Raw genomic sequence first — 25,716 nt, forward strand, 5'->3', positions numbered from 1 at the left:
GTTCACGCCTCCTATTTGACTCGGGTGTTCGGAACAATGTCGCCCAGATAAACCCAACCCTGATCTTCCTTAACCACATACTCATCCAGCGGCTTCGGGGCTACGGCAAGATTCTTGCCTTCTTTGGTATAATGCGCACCATGGCACGGACAATGATATTCGTCGGGATACTGCTTATCACTGTTCCAACCTACGGTACATCCCAAATGTTTACAAATGGGTGAAAGCGCATAGATTTTGCCCTGTTCATCTTTCCTGATCCAGGCGATTAACGAAGCATTGCTCAAATACCAACCGTCTTGCTGTTTCACTTCAAACGTAAATTCTTGAGGTTCATTCGTAATTTTGCTGATTTCCGCTACTTTGACAGAGGTGCCTTCTCCCTTGTGCTGCAAAATCGGGTCCACCGCAAAACGGACCATGGGGAGTATTGCACCGGCGGCCATGTAGGCTGTAGCTCCACCAAGCGTGTACGTCAAAAACTGCCTGCGTGACATTTCCATGCGGCTTGGCAATTTCATCGAAGCTTCGTGCTGGTCATGCTCACTGCTCATACTGTCTCCAACCCCCTTTTTCAGCCAACTCTCTCAATCGTTTTCATTATCAGAAATTCCACGACTTACTAGAACATACATAATCATATAGTAGCCCTAGAACACCGTCAAGAATTTGTCACACATTTTTAAGGTTCATTTGTAAGCGTTATTAAAAAAGTGTTGGTAAATTGTCACATTTGTCACAGGTAGGTCATCTTTTCCATAACTCTCGGATTTTTTCCCCGACAAAACGCGAAATCCCTTCTTCTCCAACCTCTTGAATTAAAATAGAACGACTTAATACCAAATCTGCAGAAGTAATTTGGGTCTGTTCCAGCACACCATCAGATGACATTATAACCACATATTTGAAACCGGAAGATTTGAGTTGTTCGGATAAGGTATTTAATGCCATTGACATATCCGGACATGCATAATGGAATGCAGGGTAAGTCATGATACGTCCTTTAAAAGGAATCTCCACCAGATCCAAAAAATCTCTAAGCCGCTCCAACGCCTCAGTTGCTTCAACCGGGGACTGTTTGCCCGTTAGGGCTGTATATGGAATAAGGCATGTATCCAGATAGAGTTGCAGTTCCGCCCAGCTGTCTTGAGTCATCTCACTGAATTTCAATTCCCTAATTCCCCTCTCTATCCATTTTATTCCCATATTATATATGAGCTTATATTATAAATCCAGAGATTCATACTTTTTCCGTGTAGGAATGGTCGTGAACGCAAAAAAGAAATGCGTGTTTCACGCATTTCCTGACTTATATATTTATTTTACATGCTCATCAGTTTATGGCCTTCAGTTCATCCGTCAGATTCCGGAAAGCTACTTCGTCTCCGGTAGCCAATGCCTTATCGATTTCCATATACAGCTTCTCGCTGCGCTGTTTACGAAGCGCGTCGTCCCACACCATCTCAGCAGCCAGCCCCAACATGACTTCATACGTAACTTTCATTTTATCCAATAGGATGCACCTCCAAAACGGATTTAAGAGCTCCTATACTCCTTTCCTTTGGCAACATAACCTAGTGTAGTTCTCGACATCCGCTCAAGATCTGCATCAGTCAACTCACGTATCACTTTGGCTGGTGTGCCCAAAGCAAGGGTATAGGGCGGAATTTTAGTATTTTCAGTAACAACAGAACCGGCCCCGATCAGCGTATATTCACCAATTTCGGCTCCATTGAGAAGGATAGCGCCCATACCAATCAGCGAACCTGTTCCGATACGACATCCATGGATAATCGCAGAATGCCCTACCGATACATCGTCGTCCAAAATCAAAGGTTGATCCGTATTGACGTGTCCAACAGCATTATCCTGTATATTACAGCGCCGTCCAATCACAATGGGTGCCAGATCGGCGCGCAGCACAGCATTGAACCAGATCGTAGATTCTTCACCCATTGTCAGATCACCTATAAGTTTGGCGCCTTCAGCCATATATACCGAAGGGTGTAACTGTGGATGCATACCTTTGTATGGAATTATCATAAGTATCACTCCTTAATTTGGGAGTGATTTTAGCAACTTGTCCTTCACTTGTCAAACATAAGGGGAGTAATGTCCCCGGACAGCGAGCGACAGGATGACGCAAGGCGTGAACCCCATGCTGTCATTTGTACTGTACGCCCATCTGCATTCTCTCCAATGCGAAGCATGCCCAGATGCAGCATCATTTTGAGTATCCTGTTGTCATAAATCGTCTCTGCAGTGTCATAATAGAACGGCTGAATGTAGGGACCAATCTGTCGGAACAAAGACTCTGCTGTGGACCAGCCAGCTGCACATTCCCCTGTCCAGTACACAATGGAGGACAGATTGGGAATAGCACCTTTATAAAGTCTTAACCAAAACCGAAATAGCTGTATCATCTCGGCTGTTTTCTCTGCCCCCAGCTTGTCTTCACCGGAAGGTGACAATTTCAGCGTGCCCTGCTCCTCGCGGACCAGACGATGATGAAAAGCGTAGTCATAGATGAACGCAAATCGGTCGGGGTAGTCTTTGAACGAACGACCATAACCAAATCTCCATCCTGCCTTACCCACCAGCGCCTCACTCACATGCAAATGCTCCATGATCTGCTGCTGAGAACGACGATACATCATGCCTTCTGCGTTTAGTGCTATTTCATGCTGCTGGACAAATTGTAGAAACAGTTTCAGATCATCAGCGAGTAGATGGTATTCATCCCTGTAAACGGGAGGCTCGCTTGTCTGTGCAATGCCTGCCTTCAGGTGAGTGGATAACACATCCCGAAATCTCATTTGCAAATCCTGGGGTACCTGATACAGGTATCTGGTCTGTTGAGTTGTGCCATTGAACAACCATCCACTCTTCGTGAAGCGTACGATAAGATCACGTGGACTGGCTCCAGCCTCGCTATCTTTTTTATCCATCGATTGACGAGCAATGGCGACAAGTTCCTCCATACCGAAGTATTGACGGGCATCAAACAGCAAATTGTTCAAAAATCGCAGATCTACCTGGTTTAGTTCGCGAACCTGCTGCTCAAAAAAAGGTCTGCTGCCCAATGTAGTGAGAATACTCTGGATGAGTTCATGTTTGGAATTGGGCTTACACTCGCACTGGTAATAGTCTGCTATTCGATTAAGCTGGCCGATATCGGCAAAAGTAAGCATATCCGCTAGATTCATGGGTCATCGCCTCGCCCTTGACTACTTTTTGGCTGTTGATTCGGGGCCTGGAGTAGTTTGGTTTTGTAAACATCGTTGACGGAATTCCCATGATCTAAACCTCTTTTTTTGCAAATCTTTTATGTTTTAACCATACTATGCCCGAAGTTGCCTGCTCAGAAGAAGAATGAGAGGTTCAAAATCATGTAGAAATTGAACTAAAGAATATTTACACTTGCCACTTCAATGACAGAACAACCTTCTAATCGCTGTTATCCCCAGATTTTTTGGATCCCCTTTTTTCAAAGGGGAAAATCCGGGGATAAAGGCGAACGCTCCGCTTCCTCAGGTTATTTCTGTCCTCTCCGTTCTTGTCTAAATGTTTATAGCAATCTCTATAGACATTGCTATAACGCAAAAAAAACAACCTGAGTTAATTACTCAGGTTGTTTCGCCAGATCCAATAAAAGGTGTCGTGTACAGTTATATAGCAATGGTCTCCAATCTTCACGTTCCTTCTCCAGGATCGTAAGCGACAGGTTTCCAATTCGTTCCGTATAGCGGTCTTTATACAAAGCTGACAGCAGATTGGCTAGAAAGGCGCCATGGGACACAATCAGCACATTTTGGTCCTGATGAGCCTCCCATAAATCCTCCAGAAAGCCCAAAGCACGTGTCTGAATATCAGCAATCTGTTCCTGTCCCAAATCAAGCGTCTCCCAGGAAGCGCCCCAACGAGCAACACGCTCTTGGGATGTCAGACCTTCAATTTGACCAAAGCCACGCTCCTTCAAGCGTGCATCCGGCTCCAGCAAAGGAACATTCAATAGCCCGGAGATAATCTCTCCCGTCTCCTGAGCCCTGGACAGCCCGCTCGTAATGATGTGGTCCCAGCGATACTCTTCGGTAAGCAAACGTCTACCCAGGCGCTCAGCTTGCTCACGACCTTCCGCATTCAGAGGTATGTCTGTCTGTCCCTGAATACGTCCTGCCGCATTCCAGTCGGTTAGACCGTGACGAATAAGCCCAATCCGCATCTCATCCCTCATTTCTCTATACGGTGAACGAAAGCTTTACCTAAGCACGTGCACCTTGTTTGCGTTTGTTCGTTGTACGATGCATACGTCCAAGAGAGAACAGAGCCATACCTATTGCAAGCAATGACAACGCCATCCAGTACTGAGGATACGCTGGGCCCATGCTCACAACAAAGGGCTCAATAATACTCCCTCTGTCCGCTCCCGTCATGTTGTACTTGTACAATCCGGAGGAAGAAGGCTCACTGCCCGCTACCCCTGTCTCCAAAATACCCGTAGAGACCACGCTGGTCTGCTCAGCTTCTGATACATCTGGCTTAAACATCGCCATGTACAGAAAGCTGCATAAGAAAATTGCCAGGAACGCAGCAATCCACAAAGACATATGCTTGCGGATCACAGCAGAGAAACGATTAACCTTTGCCTCTTCCGGCAATAGCCATGGAGACTCCGCATAGATCCGGTCCATAACATTACGGTTCACTTTCTCTGCCTGTTGTTCTGTCACTGGGACCGGTATGCTGTGCAGCAGAATTTGAGCTTCTTCCCAAACCTCAAATTGCTGCGAGCAATCTTCACAACCAGCGAGATGAGCATGAAATGCAAATCGCTGAGGATGAGCTTCCGGTAAGTCCCAGACCAGTGCAAACAGTTCCTGGGCTTCATTGCAATTCATCTGTTCTTCATCCCTTCATATGGCTCGTAGACCGGTTCGAAGAAATAAGGTTCCAATTGAGTTTTTACGCTTGACCTTGCTCTGAACAATAACGATTTTACAGAACTGACGCTCTGCCCAAGAATATTTGCAATCTCCTGGTAATCTAGTTGATCATACTCTCGGAGTATAATGGCAGAACGCTGCTTCTCCGGTAAATTGTTAATTGCCTCCCTAACCAGCATCACCCGCTCACTGCGCAAAACAGCATACTCTGGCGCATTCTCAGAAGGAGCAATGGGTACAAAACCGCTCTCTTCAAGTGGAACACTCCCAGTACGCTGTTTGCGAAGCTCACTCAGTACCGTATTTCTCGCAATGGTATATAACCAGGTTGAGAACGAGGCATCCACCTCTCGGAATGAGTGCAGACTGCGGAACGCCTTATAGAAAGTCTCAGAACAGAGATCTTCCGCAAGCAGCTCCATATTAGAACTTTTCAACATATGATATACGAAAGCCAGTATTTTACGCTGATAACGACTCATCAGCTCGGAATATAACTCCAGGTTACCTTCCTTGATCTCTCGAATCAACTGGGAATCCGTCATTTGAGTGCGACCCCTCCTCGCCCATCCATGTGCTTCTCCCCGTTCGACTCTATCCATGTATTACCGAACAGGCACAAAAAAGTTGCGGTTTTCACCGCATAAAACAGCGTTCAGCGCCAAAACAGGCCTTCCCGCCAAATTCCCCTATGTAATGGCAATTTCCCCAACGTTTCTACATTAACAGTATTTATTGTACAACGGTCTGCATCATCCTGGCAAATCCATAGCTTCCATTGAAGCCCGACCAGTCATTATTATGCGGCTATTTTCTCGTCCATGACTTCAATTTGGTCCCTTTTGTGAAGCCACTCTTATATTGGACGAACGAAGGCCTCAAAAAGTTTGTGCGATTAAAGAATTAATTTAAAATTTCAGAAGAATTTCGTTATAATATATTTTTCTCAATTGCACCATTCAACCTTATTTCCGATCATCAAGCAATTGTCCAAATGAAGATCTATCCCACTTTATGCAAGGATTATATTTCCTTAATTTACGAAAGTTATAATTATTTCAAACAATTTTACTCAAAGTGTTGACAAAATGAAAACGTATACATATAATAAAAGTACAGTATGGTTTCTCTCCACTCCTATCCAATAACTGTATTGCTCCACGTGAGCAATGGCCGCTTATGTAAGCGGTCTTTTTTTTGTCCTTTTTTAGGTTATGTACTGTAACAACTGGTTTTCAACACAAAGAAAGAGGGCTTTCGCCCCCTTCCAATAACCTAAATCCACACTTGATACCCCAGGGAATCCAGCAACGTTTTGGCACGTTCCATTTCTTCTTCCTGCCGGAACGACAAACGCATAATTCCCGGCACATCGACCCGGTTCTCAATAATCTCCATGTTGCTTAAGTTAATATCATTCGCCCCAAGCTCGGTGGCAATCTTGCCGATCATCCCCGGTGCATCCTGTACATCCGTATACAGATCAAACAACGACGAGATCATGCCTTTCCGTCGTTCTGGCAGCACACTGCGGAACTCGCGTGCCTGACGGAACGCCTCCTCAATGCCCTCACCATTTTGTTGCTCCAGCATTTCGGTGAAAGCCGTCATTTGGCCGTTCCAGTCCTTCAGCAAGCCCAGCAGCACCTCACGGTTGCTCAGCAGAATATCTCTCCATACAATGGCATCACTGGAGGCAATCCGGGTAATATCCCGAAAACCGCCTGCAGCCAGCATTTTATACAAAGGGTTCGATTCATTATATTCGCGCACCTGGTTCACCAGCGCAACTGCAATTACATGTGGCAAGTGACTGATCGCTCCCACAATGTCATCGTGCAGCAGCGGCTCTACACGAACAATCTGGGCACGTGTATACGCAAGAAGATCAGATAACCTGTCATAAGCTTCCTCAGGTACATATTCAGAAGGGGTCAAGACATAGTATGCATTCTCGAATAACACTGCCGAGGCTGCATCCACACCTGCACGCTCAGATCCGGCCATCGGATGACCGCCGATAAAGTATGCATCTCTCATGCGGACATGCTCAGCACAGGCTGCGATAGACGCCTTTGTGCTTCCTACATCCGTAATAATACATCCCTTTTTCAAGGGAAGCTTGGCCAATTGTTCAAAATAGGATTCGAGCAGCCCAACAGGTACGCACAAAAAAATAAAGTCGGCATCCTGTACCGCTTCCTCCAGAGAGAGCGTAGCATCATCCACTACACCACTCGCTATGTACTTGTCCTTCAGTTCAGGCAGATGGGCATAGCCCATCACCGTTACACCAGGCTTGCCTTTGAAGCAAAGCGCCAGTGAACCGCCGATGAGCCCTACACCGATCATTGCAATTTTTAGTTTCATGGGTCCTCACTCTTTTCATCGCCAGATTTAAGGGCGTGCTACCGCCTTCTCAGCCAGCGTGTTCTCCAGTGCCGTGACAAACGCACGATTCTGTTCTGATGTTCCGACGGACACACGTATGTATGTTGGATATACATGGAATCCAGGACGAACAATAATGCCTTGTTTCAATAGTGACTGGAACGCCGTTGCAGAAGGCATGTCCAGATTAACCATGATGAAGTTACCCTGTGAAGGGAAAAACGGCAGTGCTAACCGCGTGAATTCATTTTGCAAATATTCTCGTTCTACCGCATTACGTTCCGCGCACTCTTGGACAAAAGCCTGATCCTCAAGCGCAGCCTTCGCAGCAGCCTGACCGAAACGTGAAGTGTTGAACGGTTCACGCACGCGGTTGATAAGATCGATCACTTCCGGGCGTGCAATACCGTATCCAATACGCAATGAAGCCAGTCCATAGATTTTGGAGAATGTCCGCAAAATAACCAGGTTAGGATAACGCTCAATCATAGGAACACTTTGTGGATACGCCTCATCCGTTACGAATTCATAATAGGCTTCATCCAGCACAACCATGACATGAGAAGGTACACGATCCATGAATGCCGTCAATTCCTGCTCAGAGATAATTGTACCCGTTGGATTATTGGGGTTACACACCCAGACTGCTTTGGTCTTATCATTGATTTGCGCCAGCATGGAAGTCAGGTCATGAGTTCCATCTTTGAGCGGCACTTCAATGCTGACAGCACCTTCGATGTCAGCGTTACTTTTGTAAACAGAGAACGTCTGGTCGGCCATGATGTTCTCGTCTCCGGGGAGGAAGAATGCACGAGTGATCAACGCAATAATCTCATCCGATCCACAACCAAAGATCAGATTATCCCGTTCCACTCCCAGATGCTTCGCCAGCACTTCAGTCAGTTCCGTGGAACTGCCATCCGGATATATGCTTACATTGACGAGCTCTCTGGTGATCGCTTCAAGCGCAGCAGGCGAACTTCCATATGGATTCTCGTTGGAGGCCAGCTTGATCACTTGCTCCAAACCCAGTTCACGTTTCACTTCTTCAATCGGTTTGCCCGGTTTATATACAGGCAGATTGACAATCTGGGACTTCGGTTTCAACCCGACCGCCTCCTGTTATTGAAATAGTTATGGACATGCCTCAGCCTGTGCTGAGCATGCCCCGGGGATGTAACATCATTGAATCCCTATCCTTTTAATTGTGCCACAAAGTTGCGAATTTGCAACAGTCCCGCCTGACGCGTAGCCGGGTTTCCAAGAAGAGGTATGGCTTCTTCCACCTGACGAACGATAGCACTGCCTACAACAACGCCGTCACAGATACGGGAGAAACGAGCTACCTGCTCGTGACTAGAAATGCCGAAGCCAACAGCGACCGGGAGATCCGTCAGGCTCTTTACAGTTTCAATGAAGCTCTCTACCCCATCGAAAAAGGATGCTCTCTCTCCCGTAACACCCAGAGAAGAGACACAATAGATGAAACCACGTGCTCCCGTGACAATACGCTCGATTCTCGCGTTGGACGTAGGGGCTACGAGCGGAACCAAATGCACACCCGCAGCATCCGCACGGCGTCGCATATCCTCAGCTTCCTCAATCGGAAGATCTGGGATGATCATGCCACTGATCTCATGTTTGATCAACTCGTCAAAAAATACATCTAGTCCCGTCTGTAACACTGGATTATAGTAGGTGAACAGTACAAAAGGTAGTTTTACACCCGCAGCACGCGCTCTTGCTGCTGTCTCCATACAAGTCCGAATGGTGATCTGACTTTTCAATGCACGCTCGGAAGCACGCTGGATTACCGGTCCATCCGCGAGCGGATCAGAATAGGGAACACCGAGCTCCAAAATGTCCGCCCCTGCCTGTTCCAATTCCTTAATGATTTCCACCGTGGTGTCCACATCTGGATCTCCAACCGTAAGGAATGGAATAAGTGCTGTCCGGTTCTGTTCTTTCAATTGCTGGAAGGTCTGGTCCATCAGGTTCATGCCAAGTCCCCTCCTGTATATTTCATAATGGATTCAACGTCTTTGTCACCACGACCGGAAAGACAGATCACAACGATATCATCAGCGCTGAGTTCAGGCGCAAGCTTGACGACCTGCGCAACAGCATGGGCTGACTCCAAAGCGGGAATAATGCCTTCTGTCCGGCTCAGCAACTGCAAGGCATCCAATGCCTCCTGGTCCGTAATCGGAACATATTTTGCACGTTTAATATCTTTGAGATAGGAATGCTCGGGACCAACACCCGGATAATCAAGTCCCGCTGAAATGGAATGAGCTGGCTGAACCTGTCCATATTCATCTTGCAGTAGATAACTCATCGAACCCTGGAATACACCATGTGTGCCTTTGCTCATCGTAGCCGCATGGAACTCGGTGTCCACCCCTTTACCTGCTGCTTCAACACCAACAAGCTTCACATCCTGATCGCCAATAAACGGATAGAACATGCCGATTGCATTACTTCCGCCGCCTACAGCTGCAACAATCACATCCGGCAGCCGTCCTTCAATCTCCTGAATCTGGCGCCGTGTCTCATCACCGATCACTCGCTGGAAGTTACGTACCATCATTGGATACGGATGAGGACCGACTACCGATCCAAGCACATAGAAGGTATCTTCCACATTACTAACCCAGTAGCGGAGCGCCTCGTTACCTGCATCTTTCAATGTCCTCGTGCCAGATGTCACCGGAATGACTTCCGCCCCAAGCAGCTTCATCCGAAATACGTTCAACTGTTGTCGCTGCGTATCTTCTTCACCCATAAACACTTTACATTCAAGCCCCAGCAATGCAGCAACTGTTGCCGTGGCAACGCCATGCTGTCCTGCACCCGTTTCGGCGATGACTTTCTTTTTCCCCATCCGTTTGGCTAGCAATCCCTGTCCAATAGCGTTATTAATCTTGTGAGCTCCCGTATGGTTCAGGTCTTCACGTTTCAGATAAATTTTGGGTCCACCCAAGCGGCGGGACAATTGCTCTGCATGGTATAAAGGCGTTTCCCGTCCAGAATACTCGCTTAGCAGGTAATTCAGTTCCTTGTTGAATTCCTCGTCTTCGGAGAAGTGGCTATACGCTTCCTCCAGTTCGATCAGAGCGTTCATTAGTGTCTCAGGTACAAAGCGGCCTCCGAAGGGACCGAAACGCCCGTGTTGATCCGGCAATTGATGTGTCATGCCTGCTTCACCCTTTCTACAAATGCTGTAATTTTTGCAATATCCTTCACACCTTCGGACTCTACGCCGCTGGATACATCGACGCCATCCGGTGTATATGTCTGTATCAATTGTTGCACATTATCCGGCTGTAAACCTCCTGCCACGAACAACGCGATTCCATGTTTTCTTGCCCATTCGGCATAGAAAGGAATTCGTTCCCAGGCAAAGGTTTTACCGGAGCCCCCTCCATAGAGCGGGTCAAACGTATCGAGCAATATGGCGTCCACCACATTTTTATATGGATCAAGTGCCAGCAAGGCAGTATCGTCAGCTAATGAACCTGTTTCATCTTTGGGAAAAGAGAAAGCCTTGAACACTTCGCTACCGAAGTGCTGCTTCACCTGTTCACAAAATTCCGGCGATTCCTGTCCATGCAGCTGAATGACATCCAGGCGTGAAATCTGCATGATGCTTTCCAGCTCTTCGAGCGTAGGATTCACGAAAACACCCGCCAGCTTCGGCCGACCGAACATCGTCCAGTCCAAGAGAACCGTTCTTAGCTCGGCACCCTGTTCAGGTGTAATACGGCGACGGGATGGGGCAAAAACAACACCAATGTAATCCACAGGCAAGTTTATCATCGATTTTAGCACTTCAACGTCCTGAAGTCCACATATTTTTACAGCCGCTGCCGGCCGGTTTCGCAGATTCACGTCTCTGCTGCTTGTGCCGTCATGATTGATTGCATTCATGCTTTTGGTCCCATTAGTTCATATACCGCAGCCTCAACATCGTCCTTGCGCATCAGATGCTCCCCAACAAGGATACCATGCACACCTGCCTCAATAAGAGATTCCAATGGCTGAGGACCGTCAATTCCACTTTCACTGATTAATGTTACACCATCCGGAATCAAGTTCATCAAATCTAACGTGGTGTTCAGACTCGTTTCGAACGTTTTCAGATTGCGGTTGTTGATGCCCACAAGTGTTGCCTGCGGAATATCGAGTACTTGCTCCAGTTCAGCTCGGTCATGGACTTCAATTAATGCATCAAGGCCCAGACTTTTAGCAAATGTCAGATATTGACGCATCTGTTCGGGTGTCAGAATACTCGCAATCAGCAAAACGGCATCCGCGCCAAGCAGCCTCGCCTCGGCAATCTGTCGTTCATCTATAATAAAATCCTTGCGCAGTAGCGGTATGTTCACAGCTTCATGAATGGCCTGCAAGTATTCGCTATTTCCCTGGAAATAAGAAACGTCGGTCAATACGGATATACAATCTGCTCCAGCCCGTTCGTATGCGGAAGCAATTTCTACTGGATGAAAATCAGGACGAATCAGTCCTTTGGACGGAGAAGCCTTCTTCACTTCGGCAATGAGACCCAGCTTACGGTTACGTCTCTCTGATAAAGCACGTTCGAATCCACGAGTATTGGGTAATGTCTCTATCTTTTTCAGCGCATCGTCCATCTGAAATGTTTGTGCGAGAACTTCAACTTCTTTATGTTTGGTTGCTACGATTCGATCAAGATACATGACTGTACGCCTCCGTTGTATGAATTAACTGTTCAAGCTTCTCGGCAGCCTTGCCGGAGTCTACAGCTTCTGTCGCCATCAACACACCTTCTGCAATGGTATTGGCTAGACCGGATACATAGATGCACGCCCCGGCATTTAACAAAACGACATCGCGGTATGCGCTCCGTTCTCCCTGGAAGATCCTTTTAATAATTTCGGCATTCTGAGCCGCATCTCCTCCAAGAACCGATTCCAGCGGATGTAACGATAATCCCATGTCATGTGGATCAATGTCATACGTATGCACTTCACCATTACGCAGTTCGGATACTTGTGTAGGTGCGGAGATGCTGATTTCATCCAGTCCATCATGACTCGCTACGACCAAAGCTCTTTTCAGCCCCAGACGATTAAGCACTTCAGCGATCATCGGTGTCCGGCTACGGTCATATAAACCAAGCAATTGTCGATCCGCTCCCGCAGGATTAGTTAGAGGTCCGAGCATGTTAAAGATCGTACGCACACCCAGCTCTTTTCTTGGTGCAGCAGCATGTTTCATAGAAGGGTGGTACACCTGAGCAAAACAAAAACAGATTCCGATCTCATCGAGACATTGTCTCGCCTGCTCTCCGTCCAGATGAATATTCACGCCCAATGCTTCAAGTACATCCGCACTGCCCGCCTTACCTGAGGCAGAGCGATTGCCATGCTTCGCCACCCGGACAGAAACTGCTGAAGCAATGATGGCCGATGCCGTTGAAATGTTGAACTTATGAATACCTGAACCACCTGTTCCACAGGTGTCCAGCAGTCCATTGCCGTCGGTCAGGATCCGTCCGCCCTGTCCACGCATGGCTTCGGCAAACCCCGTGATTTCATCCACCGTTTCCCCCTTCATCCGCAAGCCCATAAGCAAACCTCCGATTTGAGCCGGAGTGGCCTCACCTCTCATGATGGAGTACATCAAGTCGCGCGCTTCTGCCTGCTCCAGATGGCTTCCCTCCAAAATTTTGGCAAGGCCATTCTTCATGCCTTCCGCATGACTAACTTCATTTGCGGATCGCTTGGATTCTTCATTCATGACTGGGTTCATATTCATTTCCGGTCTCTCCTCTCTCAGTTTTGTGCAGCCGTGGCTGGGGTAACAAAATAATCGGCGTTGGCAAGTTTCAAGGTGTGATCCTTCTCTTTGGCAGGAAACATCGCTTCTGCTGTACGAATCGCCTTCAGAAGCGCTTTGGCTTTATTTACTGTTTCTTCATATTCATTCTCAGGCACCGAATCCCATACGATTCCGGCTCCAGCCTGCACATAAGCTTTTCCTTTTTTGAAAATAATCGTTCGGATTGTAATACAGGAGTCCATGTTTCCCGAGAAACCAAGATAACCGATAGCACCTGCATATGCACCCCGTGCTTCTTTTTCCAGTTCCGCGATAATCTCCATCGCACGCAGCTTCGGCGCACCGGATACCGTACCCGCTGGTAAACATGAAAGAAATGCATCAAAGAAATCTTTGTCTTCTCTAAGCTCACCTGTAACGTTGGACACCATGTGCATGACGTGGGAATATCGTTCAATTTCCATGAACATGTCACATTTCACACTTCCGAAGTTAGACACACGTCCCAGATCATTACGTCCCAGATCGACAAGCATCAGATGTTCCGCACGTTCCTTCTCATCCTGCAGCAGATCTGCGGCCAATGCACGATCTTCTGCTTCCGTAGCTCCTCTTGGACGAGTTCCCGCAATCGGCCGTGTCTCTACGCGGTTTCCATCCACTTTTACCAAAGCTTCCGGTGAAGTGCCCACAATAATTTCATCGTCCATCTTCAGATAATACATGTAGGGTGATGGATTCAACGTCCGAAGCACGCGATATACATGCAGCGGAGAAACTTCGGTATCAATATGGAAACGTTGGGATAATACCACTTGAAAAATATCTCCTGCCCGAATGTACTCTTTGGCCTGTTCTACATTCCCGATAAACTGTTCCTTCGTGAGATTGGATCGAATATCCCCCAGTTCCACGTCTCCTGGAATGGAACGCGGGTTCAGGTTCTCCCCCGGTCCTTGCTGCTGCAAGCGTTCAGCCGCCTGTTCCAGCTTCTCAGAAGTTAAAGCATAGGCTTGACGGATATCATCATCCGTTGCACCGTCTTTCACGTGTACATTGCCCACGAGCAGCATCTGCTGCTTCACATGGTCAAACACGATAATCTGGTCACAGAACATGAAGCGAATATCATCCATTTTCAGATCATCCAGCGCGTGGGCCGGAAGCTTCTCATAATATTGCAGCAGATCGTATCCAAAGAATCCGATGGCCCCGCCTGTAAATGGGGGCAGTTCATCATCTTTTGGACTGCGATACTTACGCAACAGCGCTTTGAGTTCTTCAATCGGTTTGCCTGGCAGTTCTCGAATCTGTCCCGCTTCTTCTACCACAATACGGCCTTTTTTGGCGGAGATCATCAGGAACGGATCTGTACCGACGAAGGAATATCTCGCCCATTGAATTCCACCCTCCACACTTTCCAGCAGAAATGCCCGGTCGTTGTCAGCATAACGGCGGAAAATCCGAATCGGAGTCTCCATGTCTGCCAGAATCCGTTTGACTACCGGAATCAGATTATATTCATTCGACATTTTCAGTACTTGATTAACATTTGGCGTTATCATCAGATCACGTCCTTTCAAATTAGGTAGACGAAAAAGTAAAATATACAACAAAAAAACCTCTACCATCAGGTAGAGGTTTGGTTATAAGCTGTTTCAACAGGTTGCTGCTTCATAAATAACAAGTCCCTATACATGCATCCTTACCGAATTATCACACAGGCTGTTGTATGGATGAATTATAAATTCATCAATTACAAAGGAATTGTACCGGCATACACTAATTCTCACCCATAGCACTCATTCATCATGAAATGCATGTGCATGAGGGTATCGGTCGTGTTATACCTAAACAAAACGATGTCGCTAGACACGTTTGCATTCCTTCATCCTGTTTCTAATAATTCCGTAGCACGACGTACCGCGAATCAGTTGACCGGCTTCTGTTGCTCCGGTTACCACCCGCTGGACTCTGCTATATACTCCACTCATCTCAGCTGCTCTCAGCTCAATCTCTACTCTACTCAACTGGTTCTCACTATACATCATTCCGAATGATTTGACAACCACTCTAATCTTACGAATTGGAAGGTGCCGCCAAATCGGGACGCAGAGACTGTGCACCGTTAAGATACACATGGTTGATTTCATTCTGACCTTTTGCAGTGTTAACATGTACCATAAAACGGATGCACTGTGGCAAGGCACCTGCAACCGGAACTTCCAGCGCACACATCAAGGGTACAAGCTCCCAGCCATCCAACTGGCGAATTGCCTTTGCTGGGAAAGCTGCATCCAGATCTCCAGTCATCGTAATCCAAACACTGCAAATATCTTCGGGTGTAATCTCGTTACGATCCACGATTTCCTGCAAAAGTACAGCCGTTTCTTTCAAAATATGTTCTTCGTTATTATGCGTGACCGTAGTAGCCCCGCGAATTCCCCGAGTAACCATCGCTTTTAATCTCCCTTCTTGAGCATTTCAATGACGTCGCGTACTGCCGTAACCGGTACATCCTTTACAATTCTGGCAGCACCGATCCGGTCAGGAATAATGAAGACCATATGGCCCTCACGGAACTTTTTGTCGTGCATCATTGCATCCATTAATGCATCTGTATCCAAATGTTTTGGCATCGTCACCGGAAGGCGCAATGAACGCAACATGCGAACCGTATCGTCATAGAGTCCTGCTGGGGCTCCCAACTTCTCGCCGAGCATTGCCGAGCCCGCCATACCAATCGAGATGGCTTCACCATGCAAAAATTCGCCGTAACCGGCAATCGCTTCAATAGCATGACCAATCGTATGACCCAGGTTTAACAATGCACGTTCTCCATTTTCACGCTCGTCACGTGATACAATCTCTGCCTTGATACCACAGCCTCGTTCCAAGCCATATCCCAGAGCCTCCGGATCAAGGGCAAGCAGCTCATCCGCATGCTCTTCACACCAATATGCAAAAGCTTCGTCCCGAATCAGTCCGTGCTTCAACATCTCTGACAAACCAGCCGAGACATCGCGTGGCGGTAAGGTTTGAAGAGTATCCACATCATAGAGTACCAACTCTGGCTGATGGAATGCACCGATCATATTTTTAGCAAGCGGATGATTGACAGCTACCTTCCCGCCAACACTGCTGTCATGCGCCAGGATCGTCGTAGGCACTTGTACAAACTTGATTCCACGCATATATGTAGCAGCAACAAAACCAGCCAGATCCCCTACTACACCCCCGCCTAGAGCAATAATAGCCGAACTGCGATCCAATTTGCCTTCGATGGCGACAGTCATCATCTCCTGATATACCGAAAGGGATTTCGATGTTTCACCAGATGGAACAACTGCTGAGACGACTGTAAAACCAGCCGTACGCAGCGTTTGTTCCAGATCGGACAAGTATTTGGATGCCACATGCTCATCTGTAATAATGAGTAGCGGGCTTTTTTTGGTTAAGCCATATTGCTCAAAATATTGAGGCGCTTGAGCCAACAGGCCGCTGCCAATCAGAATTGGATAAGAGCGTTCCTCCAACTGCACTGTCAGCTGGCGCATCTTAGTAATTCTCCAGTTGATTATTGTAGTTGGCAAAGTTCGTGCGGATTTCCTCCATAGAATCTCCGCCAAATTTCTCGAGGAAAGCTTTTGCAATTTCCCAGGCTACCACATGCTCCATAACGACACTAGCTGCCGGAACAGCACATGCATCAGAACGCTCAACCTGAGCTGTAAATGCTTCTTTTGTATCGATATCCACACTTTGAAGTGGTTTGTACAACGTAGGAATAGGTTTCATAACTCCACGTACCACAACTGGCATGCCGTTAGTCATTCCGCCCTCGAATCCGCCCAAACGGTTGGTAGCTCGGTGGTAACCACGCTCTTCACTATGCACGATCTCATCATGCACCTGAGAACCACGAATCGTTCCGGCTTCGAACCCAATACCAATTTCCACACCCTTGAATGCGTTAATAGACATTACACCCTGTGCGATTCGTGCATCCAGTTTGCGGTCATACTGTACGTGGCTACCAAGACCCACAGGCACACCTTCAACGATACATTCAACGATTCCACCGATGGAGTCGCCTTCCTGTTTGATCTGGTCGATGTAGGCTTCCATCTTCTTCTCGGTTTCTGCATCGGTTACACGAACGGAGGAAGCTTCTGTCACTTCGATCAGTTCATCGATCGGCAGATCTTGATAAGGAGCTTCGATTTCTCCGATACGCAACACACGTCCAGCTACTTTGATTCCGAATTCAGCAAGGAATTGACGTGCAATAGCACCACATGCTACACGCACCGTTGTCTCACGGGCACTTGAACGCTCCAGTACATTACGCAAATCTTTCAAGTTATATTTGAGCCCACCATTCAAGTCGGCATGTCCCGGACGTGGACGATGAACGCGACGTTTCTCTTCGTCACTGCCTTCAATCGGCTCAATATTCATAATATTCTGCCAGTGTTTCCAGTCATTATTTTGAACAACCAATGCTACAGGAGCACCCGTTGTATATCCGTGACGGATACCACCAACGAAATTGGCCTGATCCTTCTCAATTTGCATGCGACGTCCACGGCCATATCCCTTCTGGCGGCGGTGAAGCTGAAAATTCAGCTCTTCAAAGTCAATATTCAGATTGCTTGGCAATCCTTCAATAATTGCGGTTAATTGGGGTCCGTGCGTCTCCCCTGCGGTTAAATAGCGTAAACTCATAATACGTTCCCCCTTTAAACTGTTAAACTTCACATTGCTAAAATCCCATAATTTCTTTGCTTATTATAGTATAGCTGACCGGCTTTGACAAGAAAGTCGGTCGTTTCTTGTCCTAAAATGGATTGGACTCGAGTGGTGATTGATTGAGATTCCGACATGTGTGAGAAATATCCATTCATCCATTATGCAAATAACCGCCTGGACACATATACATGTGCACGCCAGACGGTTATAAAATAATTGAAATTATTTTTTGCGATAAAAGAATGTTTCCGCTGTTTCCAGACCATATTGCCCCGGGGAAAAAATCTGTTCCGTACTGCCCACGAACAAAATACCGCCTGGACGCAAACTTGTTGCAAACTTGTGATACAACAGGTTTTTGGCTTCCTCGGTAAAATAGATCATGACATTTCGGCATACAATCAGATCATACCCCTCGTCAAAACGATCCAGCAACAGATTTTGCTTCATGAACTTGACCGAACTTTTCAATTGTTCATCAATACGGTACACCAAGCCATCCTGCTTGAAGTATCGATTTGCTGTTTCCTTCGGTACATCTTTTAGCGAGCGTTCCATATAACGCCCTTCCTTGGCTTTGGCAAGAGCACCTTCATCCAAGTCACTTGCCGTAATGGAGCTTCCCTTAAGAATGCCCATTGTATCCAGAATCATCGCCAGAGTGTAAGGTTCTTCGCCTGTGGAACAAGCGGCACTCCACACTTTAAAGCCACGCTTCGGACCCAGCAAATCAGGCAGGATTTCATCCCGCAGTACTTCCCAGCGATTAGGGTTACGCCAAAATTCCGAGACGTTAATGGTCATGCGATCCAGAAACTCATAAAACAAGGACTTGTCCTTTTGCATGGCATCAAAAAAGATAGAAAACGTATGAAATCCGTTTTTGTTACGAAGTGTGGTCAGCCTTCTTTTCATCTGGCCTTCCTTGTATTGAGCAAGATCAATGCCTGTGCTCTCTTTGATTTTCCGAATAAATCCGGCGTAATCCGGGTCTAGTAGTTGTTCCTGCTCCAGCATCGTATCACCCTTCTGGCTAAAAATTACAACCAGGCTGCGATGCTCTTGTCGTACGTTACCAGCTCATCCGGAGCAAAGAAGTTTGCTGCTTCACGAGTGGCGCTTTCCGGTGAATCCGCCCCATGAATCAGATTATGCGGTGTGTGGCTGGCGAAATCTCCGCGAATTGTGCCCGGAGCCGCTTCCTTTACATTGGTTTTCCCGATTACGATGCGCGAAAGCGCCACGATGTCGTCACCTTCCCAGACCATAGCAAATACAGGTCCAGATATGATAAAACGAACCAGATCATCGAAGAACGGTTTCCCCTCATGTTCAGCATAGTGGCGTTTGGCCTGATCTTCAGACATCTGCACCAGCTTGCCTGCCACCAACTTAAATCCTTTGTCTTCCAGACGGCTAACGATACGCCCTATCAAACCACGCTGCACACCATCCGGCTTCACCATCAAAAATGTACGATCCATAGGCTCACTCCTCACTCACGGTTCAAAGTTATTTCATTATGTAAACGCAATCCCTTCGATTGTAACATACATGTCCAAATCCTCCCAATGAGGAATATCACATGAACGTTATTTCTTGAGTGAGAACAGCTAAACAAGGAACTGCATTGATGAAAAGATTCCCGTTCATAGCAGAGTAATGTTCAAACATATTAATGCGTACGTTTGACCACAAAATGGGCGATATCACGCAAGTTTTTGGTGGTCTTGATGTTAGGCAGTTGATCCAGAGCATCGAGCGCTTTCTTCATATATCGGTCAGCCAGGGCTTCTGCTTTAGCAATTCCTTGACTTTGGCGAATCATTCCAATCGCATCTGATGCACTCGCCCGTCCCTCCTCGTGCTGGACGCGGGTTATCTCCTCCAGCAAAGGTTCACGCAAGTTAGGTTCCTGCAATGCATAAAGTACAGGCAGCGTAATATTCCCCTGCTTCATATCACTGCCTGGAGGCTTACCCAGTTGTTTCTCGGTGCCAACCAGATCAAGTACATCGTCTTGAATCTGGAACGCCATACCCACGTTGTAACCGTAGGTGTACAGCAACGAAGATACATGTTCCGGCGCACGAGTAGCAAGCGCCCCCAGCTGGCAGCTGACAGCAATAAGAAGCGCCGTTTTGCGACGAATTCGCAAGAGATAGTTACGTACACTTTGTCCCGTATTGAAAAAGTCACGAATTTGCTCCATTTCACCAATGGACATCTGCACCATCGCTTTGGCCAGAATACGGTGTATCGCCGGATCGGACAGGCCCGCAGTCATCTCAAGCGCCTTGCCGTAAATGTAATCTCCGGTGTACATGGCAATCCGATTATCCCATTTGGACTTCACCGTTGGTTTACCTCTGCGTGTCGCCGCATTATCAATAACATCATCGTGAACCAGAGAAGCCGAATGAATCAGTTCCAACGGAACCGCAACCAGCTTCAGACGTTCAATGTCGTATGTACCAAATTTCCCGCCGAGCAACACAAATACCGGACGCAAACGCTTACCCCCTGCCTTGAGCAGGTGAAGTGACGTTTCGCTTAGCAGCTTCTGTTCTCCCTGAACACTGCGATACAACTCTTTTTCAATGTAGTCCATGTCTTTTTTTAACAACCCGAAAATATCCAATAGTTTCATTCGTTCACCCGTGTCAGCGTATTGTCAGTCCATAAATCCATGCTTACCTTCCCCTCCAGCAAGTCGGGCCTGCAGGCATAACGAAAAACCAGGGCTTGCCTTTCCTGCTTGTGTTCTTCTGAGACGTACTAATCTTCTTCGAATGTCAAGGCCGACATCCGGGAATTAAACTCTGCGACTTGTTCTGAAACATAAGTACAGAAGTTGCCGGAGCATGGGTCAAGGCTGTGGTTCCATTCAAACATCACCATCAGCGCTCACCAATACCCCGGGATTTGGGGACAGCAAGTTGTCCCTGCAATTCGGATAGCAGATTCAAAATTGCAGGAAGCTAAGAAGCTATCCCCGTTCATCCGGTTCTCCCCATCTTGTAAACAGTTGATGCGGGATGCGCAGACTATCGAGCACTTTACCCACCAGAAATAGAATCAACTCGTCCATCGTTTGGGGTTTGTAATAAAAAGCAGGCATAGCCGGTATCATTCGGACACCAAGCCGTGAGAGCTTCAGCATGTTTTCCAAATGGATTGCATGCAGTGGCGTCTCACGTGGCACCAAAATCAGCGTTCTCCCCTCTTTCATCATGACATCAGCAGCCCGGGACATCAGATTGTCCGACGACCCTTGTGCAATGGATGAAAGAGTACCCATGGAGCATGGCATTATAATCATGCCTTCTGCCAGGAAAGAACCACTTGCGATGGAGGCACCAATATCACTAACGGGATGATAGATCAGGGAACCCGCACGGCCGTCGAATTTTTCTTCCAGCACACGGTCGCGATTCGTAACATCCCAGTCCATTTCTTCTTTTAATACACGCCACCCGGCATTGGAGATCACCAGATGCACGGTGTATTCAAGATCAAGCAGCGTTTCAATTAATCTGATGCCATATATACTTCCACTGGCCCCGGTAATTCCGACAACTAGTCGTTTATTGTCCGGCTGCTGCATCTTTATTTCACCGCCAGATCAATTAAAGTAAACGTAAATACAACCAGGCTGAGCACACTGTTCATTGTAAAGAATGCGGTCTGCACCCGGCTCATGTCATTTGGCGATACAATATAGTGCTCATAGAAGAGAATACCATAAGTAATCAGCATTCCGGCACCATACCACCAACTCAGATCGGTCAACAATAACAAAGCTAGAAAACCGATTGCGGTAATCACGTGGAAGAACTTTGCGATCTGCAATGATTTGTTAAGACCAAAACGGGAAGGTATGGAATGAAGACCCTCGCCCTGATCAAAATCCAGATCCTGACATGCATAGATGATATCGAACCCTGCAGTCCAGAACACAATCGTAACGTACAGTACAATCGCTGTCCAATCCATCGTACCCGTTACCGCTACCCAACCCCCAAGTGGAGCCAGACCAATGGTCATACCGAGCACTACGTGGCACAACCAGGTGAAACGTTTGGTATATGAATACAATACCAGCATAAATACAGCTATCGGCAACAGCTGCATGGATAACACATTAAGGTTAGAAGAGGCCCAGAACAACAATACAAATGATACCACGACAAAAATAACTACCTCACCGTTTTTTAACAAACCGGCAGGGATTGCTCTCATTGCAGTACGTGGATTTTTCTTATCTATTGCTTGGTCAATCATGCGGTTCAAACCAAATGCCGCACTCCGTGCACCAATCATCGCAAGTAATACCCACATAATCTGCATCCATGTAGGGAATGTATCTTTCACTACCATGGAACCGAGGATAGCTCCCATAAATGCAAAAGGTAATGCGAAAAGCGTATGTTCAATCTTGATCATTTCTAAAAAGATGCGAATTTTCCTAAACATGCTGATTCTCCTTGGTTCCAATATGCAGTGCCGCGATGCCTCCGGTCAGAGGGTAGGCCTGCACTTCCTGCAATCCGGTTTCTGCGAAAATGTCGGCCAGTTCCTTCCTTCCTGGAAAAAGTGCCAGTGAGTCCGGCAGCCATTTATACTGCTCATAACGTTTGGCAAACAATTTGGCAATGTTCGGTAATAATTGTTCGAAATAAAAATAATAAATAGCTTTAAATGGTTGCCATGTCGGCTTAGACAACTCCAGACAAACTACCATGCCTCCCGGTTTCACTACACGCTTCATCTCTGACAGAACCTGTCTGAGGTCCGGTACATTGCGCAGTCCAAATCCAATCGTGACATAATCAAATGAATTGTCTTCAAAGGGAAGTGACATCGCATTGCCTTGAATCAGCGTGATCTGTTTCTGACGGTTTACAGCATCAACCTTGGTCTGTCCAACTTCCAGCATATTGCTGCTAAAATCAAGTCCATGCATGTGACCCGTTTCACTTGCTTGGGCCATGGCGAGTGTCCAGTCACACGTGCCGCAGCACAAATCGAGACCGGTATCGCCTTTGGACATATTCATCTTCTTCATGGTAAATTTACGCCAAGCCTTGTGCCTGCGGAAACTCAGAATATCATTCATGACGTCATATTTACCGGCTATACTCTGAAAAACAGAATGGACAAATTCTTCTTTAGGTTTGGTCTCTCCGCTCCCCATTCGTCTGTCTCCCCCTCAATCTTCCCTTACTGCCGCATGTGAAGGCTGCAAATACGTCAGGTAAGGCTCCAGGATTGCACTGATCTCATGCAGGCCCAGTTGATCTTCCTCGTCATGCAGCAACAGTTGTATACGGCGTGTACACTCACGAAGCTTGTCCAGCAAAAACTCGCCGATCCGATACTTCAGCACCATACCACTCCATGCTCTTGTATCCGGCTCCGGCTGACGCAGCATATTCCGCTCATCGTCATTACCGTACTCGTAAATATGCCAGAAAGCATAACTGTGATAAAAATTCTGTTCGTCATTCATCCGATGCAGCTCTTCCATAATTGCCTCGCAATAGCTGAATTCGGCCAACAGGTCGTTCCATAGCGATGCTTCGTTATCGCGGATCATGCCTGTAAAAGAAAGAAACAGCTGCATCTTCAGCTGTACTGTTTCACGCAAGTATTCTTCAGCCGAAACGAGAAGCTTTTTCATCCGTTCATACAGCGTCATCTTTCGTGCATTCACTTCGGAAACAGCACCACTAAGTTTACCGATCATTTCAATTTTGCCTGCATGGGCAAGCAACTGATAGAAACGGCTACTGAAATAATCTCCGGCAAGCACGTTCAGCTGGCGTGAACGCATCTCCAGTTCTCTACGCTCTCCGGATATCGTATCGATTCGATCATGCGTATCCATGGCCAACTGAACGAGCGAGGTTGCGAGAGCGTATAGCTCATCATGCACCTTTTCGTCTGTGCGGCCCACAAATACCTGCAGCAGACGAGCCCGGCTATCCGGAAATGATGGGATTTCCGTATGTTGTCGAATCATGTCGTAATCCGTATATTTCTTTGCTAGTTGGGGTACGCGATATGAATTCATTCTCAGCCTCCGAGCCTTTACATTGTTAAACCATTTCTGCACTACAATCTTATATATTATAGCATATGTTTATCGGACACGCACTGAATCATGCTATTCTATTACCTCTGACTTGACATTTCGAATTGCTTCTTCCAAAGTTCGGTCTCCATCATGTGAAACCAGTCCTTTAATTCGTTCGAGAGGATCGGACTGTTCCAGTCTCGAAGCGTTTCGATTGCATACATCGGCCATTCCCCACGTCGAAAATCGGCAGCGAGCAATAAATGTCTTTTGTGAAGCCATTCGTCCTCTGCCATAACACGCAGCATCACCCGTTCCACGTTATCCAGACTTCGAAATCCCAGATCTGCCACAGCAGCCATATTACCATAGATTTCAGTGTAACTTGTGCTGGTTCCGGTAACCTTTAGATCGAGCGTCAAAATGGATTGTTTCCACTCCACCCTGGCAATGGGTGTCGATAATTTCATGGTGCTCAGCACGTCCACCAGATTGTCTTCCGTTAGCTGAACTGGATGCTGCGTCGCAGAAACGGGCTGTACGTTTTCACCGCCCCAGGTACGCATATGTAAGGTTTGTATGGCAACAAGCAGAAGGACCGCCGCAACCGTTGCCAGCAGTGAAGCAGTCACGATCATCCGCGGTTTCATAAATGCCTCCCTGCCCTTACCTGTTAGTGTAGTCTGTCCGGTAAAGGCTCATACCTCATTGTACAATGAAAAAAAGCAGGCTATGCCTGCAATTTTCATTATTCCGACTGAATCTGTCCATGCTTAGTAATCAGCGTGGCTTTTCCACGGATTTTAATGGCGGAAGTATGATTGGTAAATTGGGCAAACATGACTTCTCCCTTATCCAGCTTCTCCGTATGGTGGAAACGGGTATCCTGACCTCGAGTAAGGCCGATCACCTGAACACCATTTTCCTCCGCCTTAATTACGATATAATCACTGCCGGTTGGATGATCCATCACGCACATCCCCTCTCCTTGTTCAATAGCGTTAATGATGATAAAGATTGTTTCATTTGTCAACCAGCCCTTATGTGAATGGAGCGCAATAATCTGTTACTCCCAGGTCATACTACAAGTTATCCAGCCACAGAAAGGAGAGTCTTTATGAAGTACATTCCCGCAGCACTGACAGACGAGCATATTCACCAGTTAAAAGAAACCGAACAGCATCTGTCCTCAGCCGCTGGAGAAGAACTTATTCTGATTGCCTATGCGCAGCAACCGGATGACCCGGAGTCGCTAGATGGCAGGAAGAAAAATGATTAAAGGACAAAAGAAAAGGCCGTGAACAAGTCACGGTCTTTTTGTCGACATATGGAATATGTAGAAATCTTATTTAATTCCGTCTTTGAGCGCTTTACCTGGTTTGAATGCAGGAATTTTGCTCGCAGGAATTTCGATTTCTTCACCTGTTTGCGGGTTGCGTCCTTTACGTGCAGAGCGCTCGCGAACTTCGAAGTTCCCAAAACCAACCAATTGTACTTTGTCTCCGCTTTGAAGAGCCTCAGAGATTGCTTCGAATACGGCATCAACCGCTTTCGTTACATCCTTTTTGGACAATTCAGTCGCTTCAGACACGTTTGTAATCAAGTCTGATTTGTTCATTTGTTTTTTCACCTCCTGAATCAATGTCCTGAATGTTATACTGTGTTTCCGTTTTATAGCGAAATATACGTTCATACACAAAAAATCTACGTACATCTTGAGCGTGATGA

At 47.0% G+C, this 25,716-nt stretch carries 30 protein-coding genes; 1 reads left to right on the top strand and 29 read right to left on the bottom strand.

The features are described from left to right. Window positions 1–11: 11 nt before the first annotated feature. The 28 genes from AC3ITG_RS20595 to mtrB form a co-directional block, all read right to left on the bottom strand. A complete protein-coding gene (locus AC3ITG_RS20595; RefSeq protein WP_063566786.1) occupies window positions 12–554 on the bottom strand; it encodes a QcrA and Rieske domain-containing protein in 543 nt (180 codons plus the stop codon). 193 nt (window positions 555–747) lie between these two features. After that, entirely contained in the window at window positions 748–1,170 is a 423-nt protein-coding gene (locus tag AC3ITG_RS20600) for a DUF2487 family protein (RefSeq protein WP_413372322.1), read from the bottom strand. 163 nt (window positions 1,171–1,333) lie between these two features. Next, on the bottom strand, window positions 1,334–1,513 hold the full coding sequence (locus AC3ITG_RS20605) for an IDEAL domain-containing protein (protein WP_024630643.1): 180 nt from the start codon (window positions 1,511–1,513) through the stop codon (window positions 1,334–1,336). Window positions 1,514–1,536: 23 nt separating this feature from the next. Continuing rightward, on the bottom strand, window positions 1,537–2,043 hold the full coding sequence (locus tag AC3ITG_RS20610) for a gamma carbonic anhydrase family protein (protein ID WP_489251210.1): 507 nt from the start codon (window positions 2,041–2,043) through the stop codon (window positions 1,537–1,539). 44 nt (window positions 2,044–2,087) lie between these two features. Continuing rightward, on the bottom strand, window positions 2,088–3,206 hold the full coding sequence (locus AC3ITG_RS20615) for a hypothetical protein (RefSeq protein WP_489251211.1): 1,119 nt from the start codon (window positions 3,204–3,206) through the stop codon (window positions 2,088–2,090). Between the two features lie 416 nt (window positions 3,207–3,622). Next, entirely contained in the window at window positions 3,623–4,222 is a 600-nt protein-coding gene (locus AC3ITG_RS20620) for a histidine phosphatase family protein (RefSeq protein ID WP_489251212.1), read from the bottom strand. Window positions 4,223–4,262: 40 nt separating this feature from the next. After that, window positions 4,263–4,898 carry an anti-sigma factor family protein gene (locus tag AC3ITG_RS20625; RefSeq protein WP_489251213.1) on the bottom strand — a complete coding sequence of 212 codons (636 nt, stop codon included), beginning with the start codon at window positions 4,896–4,898 and terminating at the stop codon, window positions 4,263–4,265. Next, window positions 4,895–5,488 (bottom strand): RNA polymerase sigma factor, encoded by a 594-nt coding sequence (locus AC3ITG_RS20630; protein ID WP_489251214.1) that lies wholly within the window; start codon window positions 5,486–5,488, stop codon window positions 4,895–4,897. The genes AC3ITG_RS20625 and AC3ITG_RS20630 overlap by 4 nt, the downstream gene beginning before the upstream one ends. A gap of 730 nt (window positions 5,489–6,218) precedes the next feature. Then, window positions 6,219–7,313: a prephenate dehydrogenase/arogenate dehydrogenase family protein gene (locus tag AC3ITG_RS20635; RefSeq protein WP_489251215.1), complete on the bottom strand. Its 1,095-nt coding sequence runs from the start codon at window positions 7,311–7,313 to the stop codon at window positions 6,219–6,221. Between the two features lie 27 nt (window positions 7,314–7,340). Beyond that, complete coding sequence (gene hisC, locus AC3ITG_RS20640) at window positions 7,341–8,441, bottom strand: histidinol-phosphate transaminase (RefSeq protein ID WP_489251216.1); 1,101 nt, start codon at window positions 8,439–8,441, stop codon at window positions 7,341–7,343. 86 nt (window positions 8,442–8,527) lie between these two features. Further along, window positions 8,528–9,334 (bottom strand): tryptophan synthase subunit alpha, encoded by an 807-nt coding sequence (gene trpA, locus AC3ITG_RS20645; RefSeq protein WP_489251217.1) that lies wholly within the window; start codon window positions 9,332–9,334, stop codon window positions 8,528–8,530. After that, a complete protein-coding gene (trpB, locus tag AC3ITG_RS20650; protein WP_063566776.1) occupies window positions 9,331–10,530 on the bottom strand; it encodes a tryptophan synthase subunit beta in 1,200 nt (399 codons plus the stop codon). Before trpB ends, trpA begins: the two co-directional genes overlap by 4 nt. Further along, on the bottom strand, window positions 10,527–11,264 hold the full coding sequence (locus tag AC3ITG_RS20655; RefSeq protein WP_489251218.1) for a phosphoribosylanthranilate isomerase: 738 nt from the start codon (window positions 11,262–11,264) through the stop codon (window positions 10,527–10,529). The genes trpB and AC3ITG_RS20655 overlap by 4 nt, the downstream gene beginning before the upstream one ends. Continuing rightward, a complete protein-coding gene (gene trpC, locus AC3ITG_RS20660; RefSeq protein WP_413372336.1) occupies window positions 11,261–12,052 on the bottom strand; it encodes an indole-3-glycerol phosphate synthase TrpC in 792 nt (263 codons plus the stop codon). The genes AC3ITG_RS20655 and trpC overlap by 4 nt, the downstream gene beginning before the upstream one ends. Further along, on the bottom strand, window positions 12,042–13,064 hold the full coding sequence (trpD, locus tag AC3ITG_RS20665; protein WP_489254507.1) for an anthranilate phosphoribosyltransferase: 1,023 nt from the start codon (window positions 13,062–13,064) through the stop codon (window positions 12,042–12,044). The genes trpC and trpD overlap by 11 nt, the downstream gene beginning before the upstream one ends. 86 nt (window positions 13,065–13,150) lie before the next feature. Then, window positions 13,151–14,722 (bottom strand): anthranilate synthase component I, encoded by a 1,572-nt coding sequence (gene trpE, locus AC3ITG_RS20670; RefSeq protein ID WP_489251219.1) that lies wholly within the window; start codon window positions 14,720–14,722, stop codon window positions 13,151–13,153. 514 nt (window positions 14,723–15,236) lie between these two features. Beyond that, window positions 15,237–15,614, bottom strand: coding sequence for a chorismate mutase (gene aroH, locus AC3ITG_RS20675; RefSeq protein ID WP_053780692.1), 378 nt, complete (start codon window positions 15,612–15,614; stop codon window positions 15,237–15,239). A gap of 5 nt (window positions 15,615–15,619) precedes the next feature. After that, a complete protein-coding gene (gene aroB / locus AC3ITG_RS20680; RefSeq protein ID WP_489251220.1) occupies window positions 15,620–16,714 on the bottom strand; it encodes a 3-dehydroquinate synthase in 1,095 nt (364 codons plus the stop codon). A gap of 1 nt (window position 16,715) precedes the next feature. Then, window positions 16,716–17,885: a chorismate synthase gene (gene aroC, locus AC3ITG_RS20685; RefSeq protein WP_489251221.1), complete on the bottom strand. Its 1,170-nt coding sequence runs from the start codon at window positions 17,883–17,885 to the stop codon at window positions 16,716–16,718. Window positions 17,886–18,131: 246 nt separating this feature from the next. Beyond that, a complete protein-coding gene (locus AC3ITG_RS20690) occupies window positions 18,132–18,926 on the bottom strand; it encodes a CheR family methyltransferase (protein WP_489251222.1) in 795 nt (264 codons plus the stop codon). A 23-nt stretch (window positions 18,927–18,949) separates the two neighbouring features. Continuing rightward, a complete protein-coding gene (gene ndk, locus AC3ITG_RS20695; RefSeq protein ID WP_489251223.1) occupies window positions 18,950–19,393 on the bottom strand; it encodes a nucleoside-diphosphate kinase in 444 nt (147 codons plus the stop codon). A 191-nt stretch (window positions 19,394–19,584) separates the two neighbouring features. Next, on the bottom strand, window positions 19,585–20,559 hold the full coding sequence (locus tag AC3ITG_RS20700) for a polyprenyl synthetase family protein (RefSeq protein WP_053780687.1): 975 nt from the start codon (window positions 20,557–20,559) through the stop codon (window positions 19,585–19,587). A 339-nt stretch (window positions 20,560–20,898) separates the two neighbouring features. Beyond that, the gene (locus AC3ITG_RS20705; RefSeq protein ID WP_489251224.1) at window positions 20,899–21,516 is read right to left on the bottom strand and encodes a UbiX family flavin prenyltransferase; all 618 of its coding nucleotides are present in this window, start codon (window positions 21,514–21,516) and stop codon (window positions 20,899–20,901) included. Window positions 21,517–21,518: 2 nt separating this feature from the next. After that, window positions 21,519–22,385 carry a UbiA-like polyprenyltransferase gene (locus AC3ITG_RS20710; RefSeq protein WP_413372343.1) on the bottom strand — a complete coding sequence of 289 codons (867 nt, stop codon included), beginning with the start codon at window positions 22,383–22,385 and terminating at the stop codon, window positions 21,519–21,521. Continuing rightward, the gene (locus AC3ITG_RS20715) at window positions 22,378–23,106 is read right to left on the bottom strand and encodes a demethylmenaquinone methyltransferase (RefSeq protein ID WP_489251225.1); all 729 of its coding nucleotides are present in this window, start codon (window positions 23,104–23,106) and stop codon (window positions 22,378–22,380) included. The genes AC3ITG_RS20710 and AC3ITG_RS20715 overlap by 8 nt, the downstream gene beginning before the upstream one ends. Window positions 23,107–23,121: 15 nt before the next feature. Next, on the bottom strand, window positions 23,122–23,985 hold the full coding sequence (locus tag AC3ITG_RS20720) for a heptaprenyl diphosphate synthase component 1 (RefSeq protein WP_413372345.1): 864 nt from the start codon (window positions 23,983–23,985) through the stop codon (window positions 23,122–23,124). A 101-nt stretch (window positions 23,986–24,086) separates the two neighbouring features. After that, entirely contained in the window at window positions 24,087–24,638 is a 552-nt protein-coding gene (locus AC3ITG_RS20725; protein WP_413372346.1) for a hypothetical protein, read from the bottom strand. Between the two features lie 98 nt (window positions 24,639–24,736). Further along, window positions 24,737–24,958 carry a trp RNA-binding attenuation protein MtrB gene (gene mtrB, locus AC3ITG_RS20730; RefSeq protein WP_024630669.1) on the bottom strand — a complete coding sequence of 74 codons (222 nt, stop codon included), beginning with the start codon at window positions 24,956–24,958 and terminating at the stop codon, window positions 24,737–24,739. A gap of 147 nt (window positions 24,959–25,105) precedes the next feature. Here mtrB and AC3ITG_RS20735 point away from each other — a divergent pair, with 147 nt between their 5' ends. After that, entirely contained in the window at window positions 25,106–25,267 is a 162-nt protein-coding gene (locus AC3ITG_RS20735; protein WP_413372347.1) for a hypothetical protein, read from the top strand. 66 nt (window positions 25,268–25,333) lie between these two features. Here the strand turns inward: AC3ITG_RS20735 and AC3ITG_RS20740 are convergent, their stop codons facing one another. Next, window positions 25,334–25,606: an HU family DNA-binding protein gene (locus tag AC3ITG_RS20740; protein WP_413372348.1), complete on the bottom strand. Its 273-nt coding sequence runs from the start codon at window positions 25,604–25,606 to the stop codon at window positions 25,334–25,336. Between the last annotated feature and the right edge of the window lie 110 nt (window positions 25,607–25,716).

The organism is Paenibacillus sp. GL_099_B, assembly GCF_057835695.1.

Bases quoted from the DNA above. Each gene is read 5' to 3' on its own strand.
- AC3ITG_RS20595 (WP_063566786.1), bottom strand. From the start codon at position 554: ATGAGCAGTGAGCATGACCAGCACGAAGCTTCGATGAAATTGCCAAGC.
- AC3ITG_RS20610 (WP_489251210.1), bottom strand. From the start codon at position 2,043: ATGATAATTCCATACAAAGGTATGCATCCACAGTTACACCCTTCGGTA.
- AC3ITG_RS20615 (WP_489251211.1), bottom strand. From the start codon at position 3,206: ATGAATCTAGCGGATATGCTTACTTTTGCCGATATCGGCCAGCTTAAT.
- AC3ITG_RS20620 (WP_489251212.1), bottom strand. From the start codon at position 4,222: ATGCGGATTGGGCTTATTCGTCACGGTCTAACCGACTGGAATGCGGCA.
- AC3ITG_RS20625 (WP_489251213.1), bottom strand. From the start codon at position 4,898: ATGAATTGCAATGAAGCCCAGGAACTGTTTGCACTGGTCTGGGACTTA.
- AC3ITG_RS20630 (WP_489251214.1), bottom strand. From the start codon at position 5,488: ATGACGGATTCCCAGTTGATTCGAGAGATCAAGGAAGGTAACCTGGAG.
- AC3ITG_RS20635 (WP_489251215.1), bottom strand. From the start codon at position 7,313: ATGAAACTAAAAATTGCAATGATCGGTGTAGGGCTCATCGGCGGTTCA.
- trpA (WP_489251217.1), bottom strand. From the start codon at position 9,334: ATGAACCTGATGGACCAGACCTTCCAGCAATTGAAAGAACAGAACCGG.
- trpB (WP_063566776.1), bottom strand. From the start codon at position 10,530: ATGACACATCAATTGCCGGATCAACACGGGCGTTTCGGTCCCTTCGGA.
- AC3ITG_RS20655 (WP_489251218.1), bottom strand. From the start codon at position 11,264: ATGAATGCAATCAATCATGACGGCACAAGCAGCAGAGACGTGAATCTG.
- trpC (WP_413372336.1), bottom strand. From the start codon at position 12,052: ATGTATCTTGATCGAATCGTAGCAACCAAACATAAAGAAGTTGAAGTT.
- trpD (WP_489254507.1), bottom strand. From the start codon at position 13,064: ATGAAGAATGGCCTTGCCAAAATTTTGGAGGGAAGCCATCTGGAGCAG.
- trpE (WP_489251219.1), bottom strand. From the start codon at position 14,722: ATGATAACGCCAAATGTTAATCAAGTACTGAAAATGTCGAATGAATAT.
- aroH (WP_053780692.1), bottom strand. From the start codon at position 15,614: ATGGTTACTCGGGGAATTCGCGGGGCTACTACGGTCACGCATAATAAC.
- aroB (WP_489251220.1), bottom strand. From the start codon at position 16,714: ATGCGCCAGCTGACAGTGCAGTTGGAGGAACGCTCTTATCCAATTCTG.
- aroC (WP_489251221.1), bottom strand. From the start codon at position 17,885: ATGAGTTTACGCTATTTAACCGCAGGGGAGACGCACGGACCCCAATTA.
- AC3ITG_RS20690 (WP_489251222.1), bottom strand. From the start codon at position 18,926: ATGCTGGAGCAGGAACAACTACTAGACCCGGATTACGCCGGATTTATT.
- ndk (WP_489251223.1), bottom strand. From the start codon at position 19,393: ATGGATCGTACATTTTTGATGGTGAAGCCGGATGGTGTGCAGCGTGGT.
- AC3ITG_RS20700 (WP_053780687.1), bottom strand. From the start codon at position 20,559: ATGAAACTATTGGATATTTTCGGGTTGTTAAAAAAAGACATGGACTAC.
- AC3ITG_RS20705 (WP_489251224.1), bottom strand. From the start codon at position 21,516: ATGCAGCAGCCGGACAATAAACGACTAGTTGTCGGAATTACCGGGGCC.
- AC3ITG_RS20710 (WP_413372343.1), bottom strand. From the start codon at position 22,385: ATGTTTAGGAAAATTCGCATCTTTTTAGAAATGATCAAGATTGAACAT.
- AC3ITG_RS20715 (WP_489251225.1), bottom strand. From the start codon at position 23,106: ATGGGGAGCGGAGAGACCAAACCTAAAGAAGAATTTGTCCATTCTGTT.
- AC3ITG_RS20720 (WP_413372345.1), bottom strand. From the start codon at position 23,985: ATGAATTCATATCGCGTACCCCAACTAGCAAAGAAATATACGGATTAC.
- AC3ITG_RS20725 (WP_413372346.1), bottom strand. From the start codon at position 24,638: ATGAAACCGCGGATGATCGTGACTGCTTCACTGCTGGCAACGGTTGCG.
- mtrB (WP_024630669.1), bottom strand. From the start codon at position 24,958: ATGGATCATCCAACCGGCAGTGATTATATCGTAATTAAGGCGGAGGAA.
- AC3ITG_RS20735 (WP_413372347.1), top strand. From the start codon at position 25,106: ATGAAGTACATTCCCGCAGCACTGACAGACGAGCATATTCACCAGTTA.
- AC3ITG_RS20740 (WP_413372348.1), bottom strand. From the start codon at position 25,606: ATGAACAAATCAGACTTGATTACAAACGTGTCTGAAGCGACTGAATTG.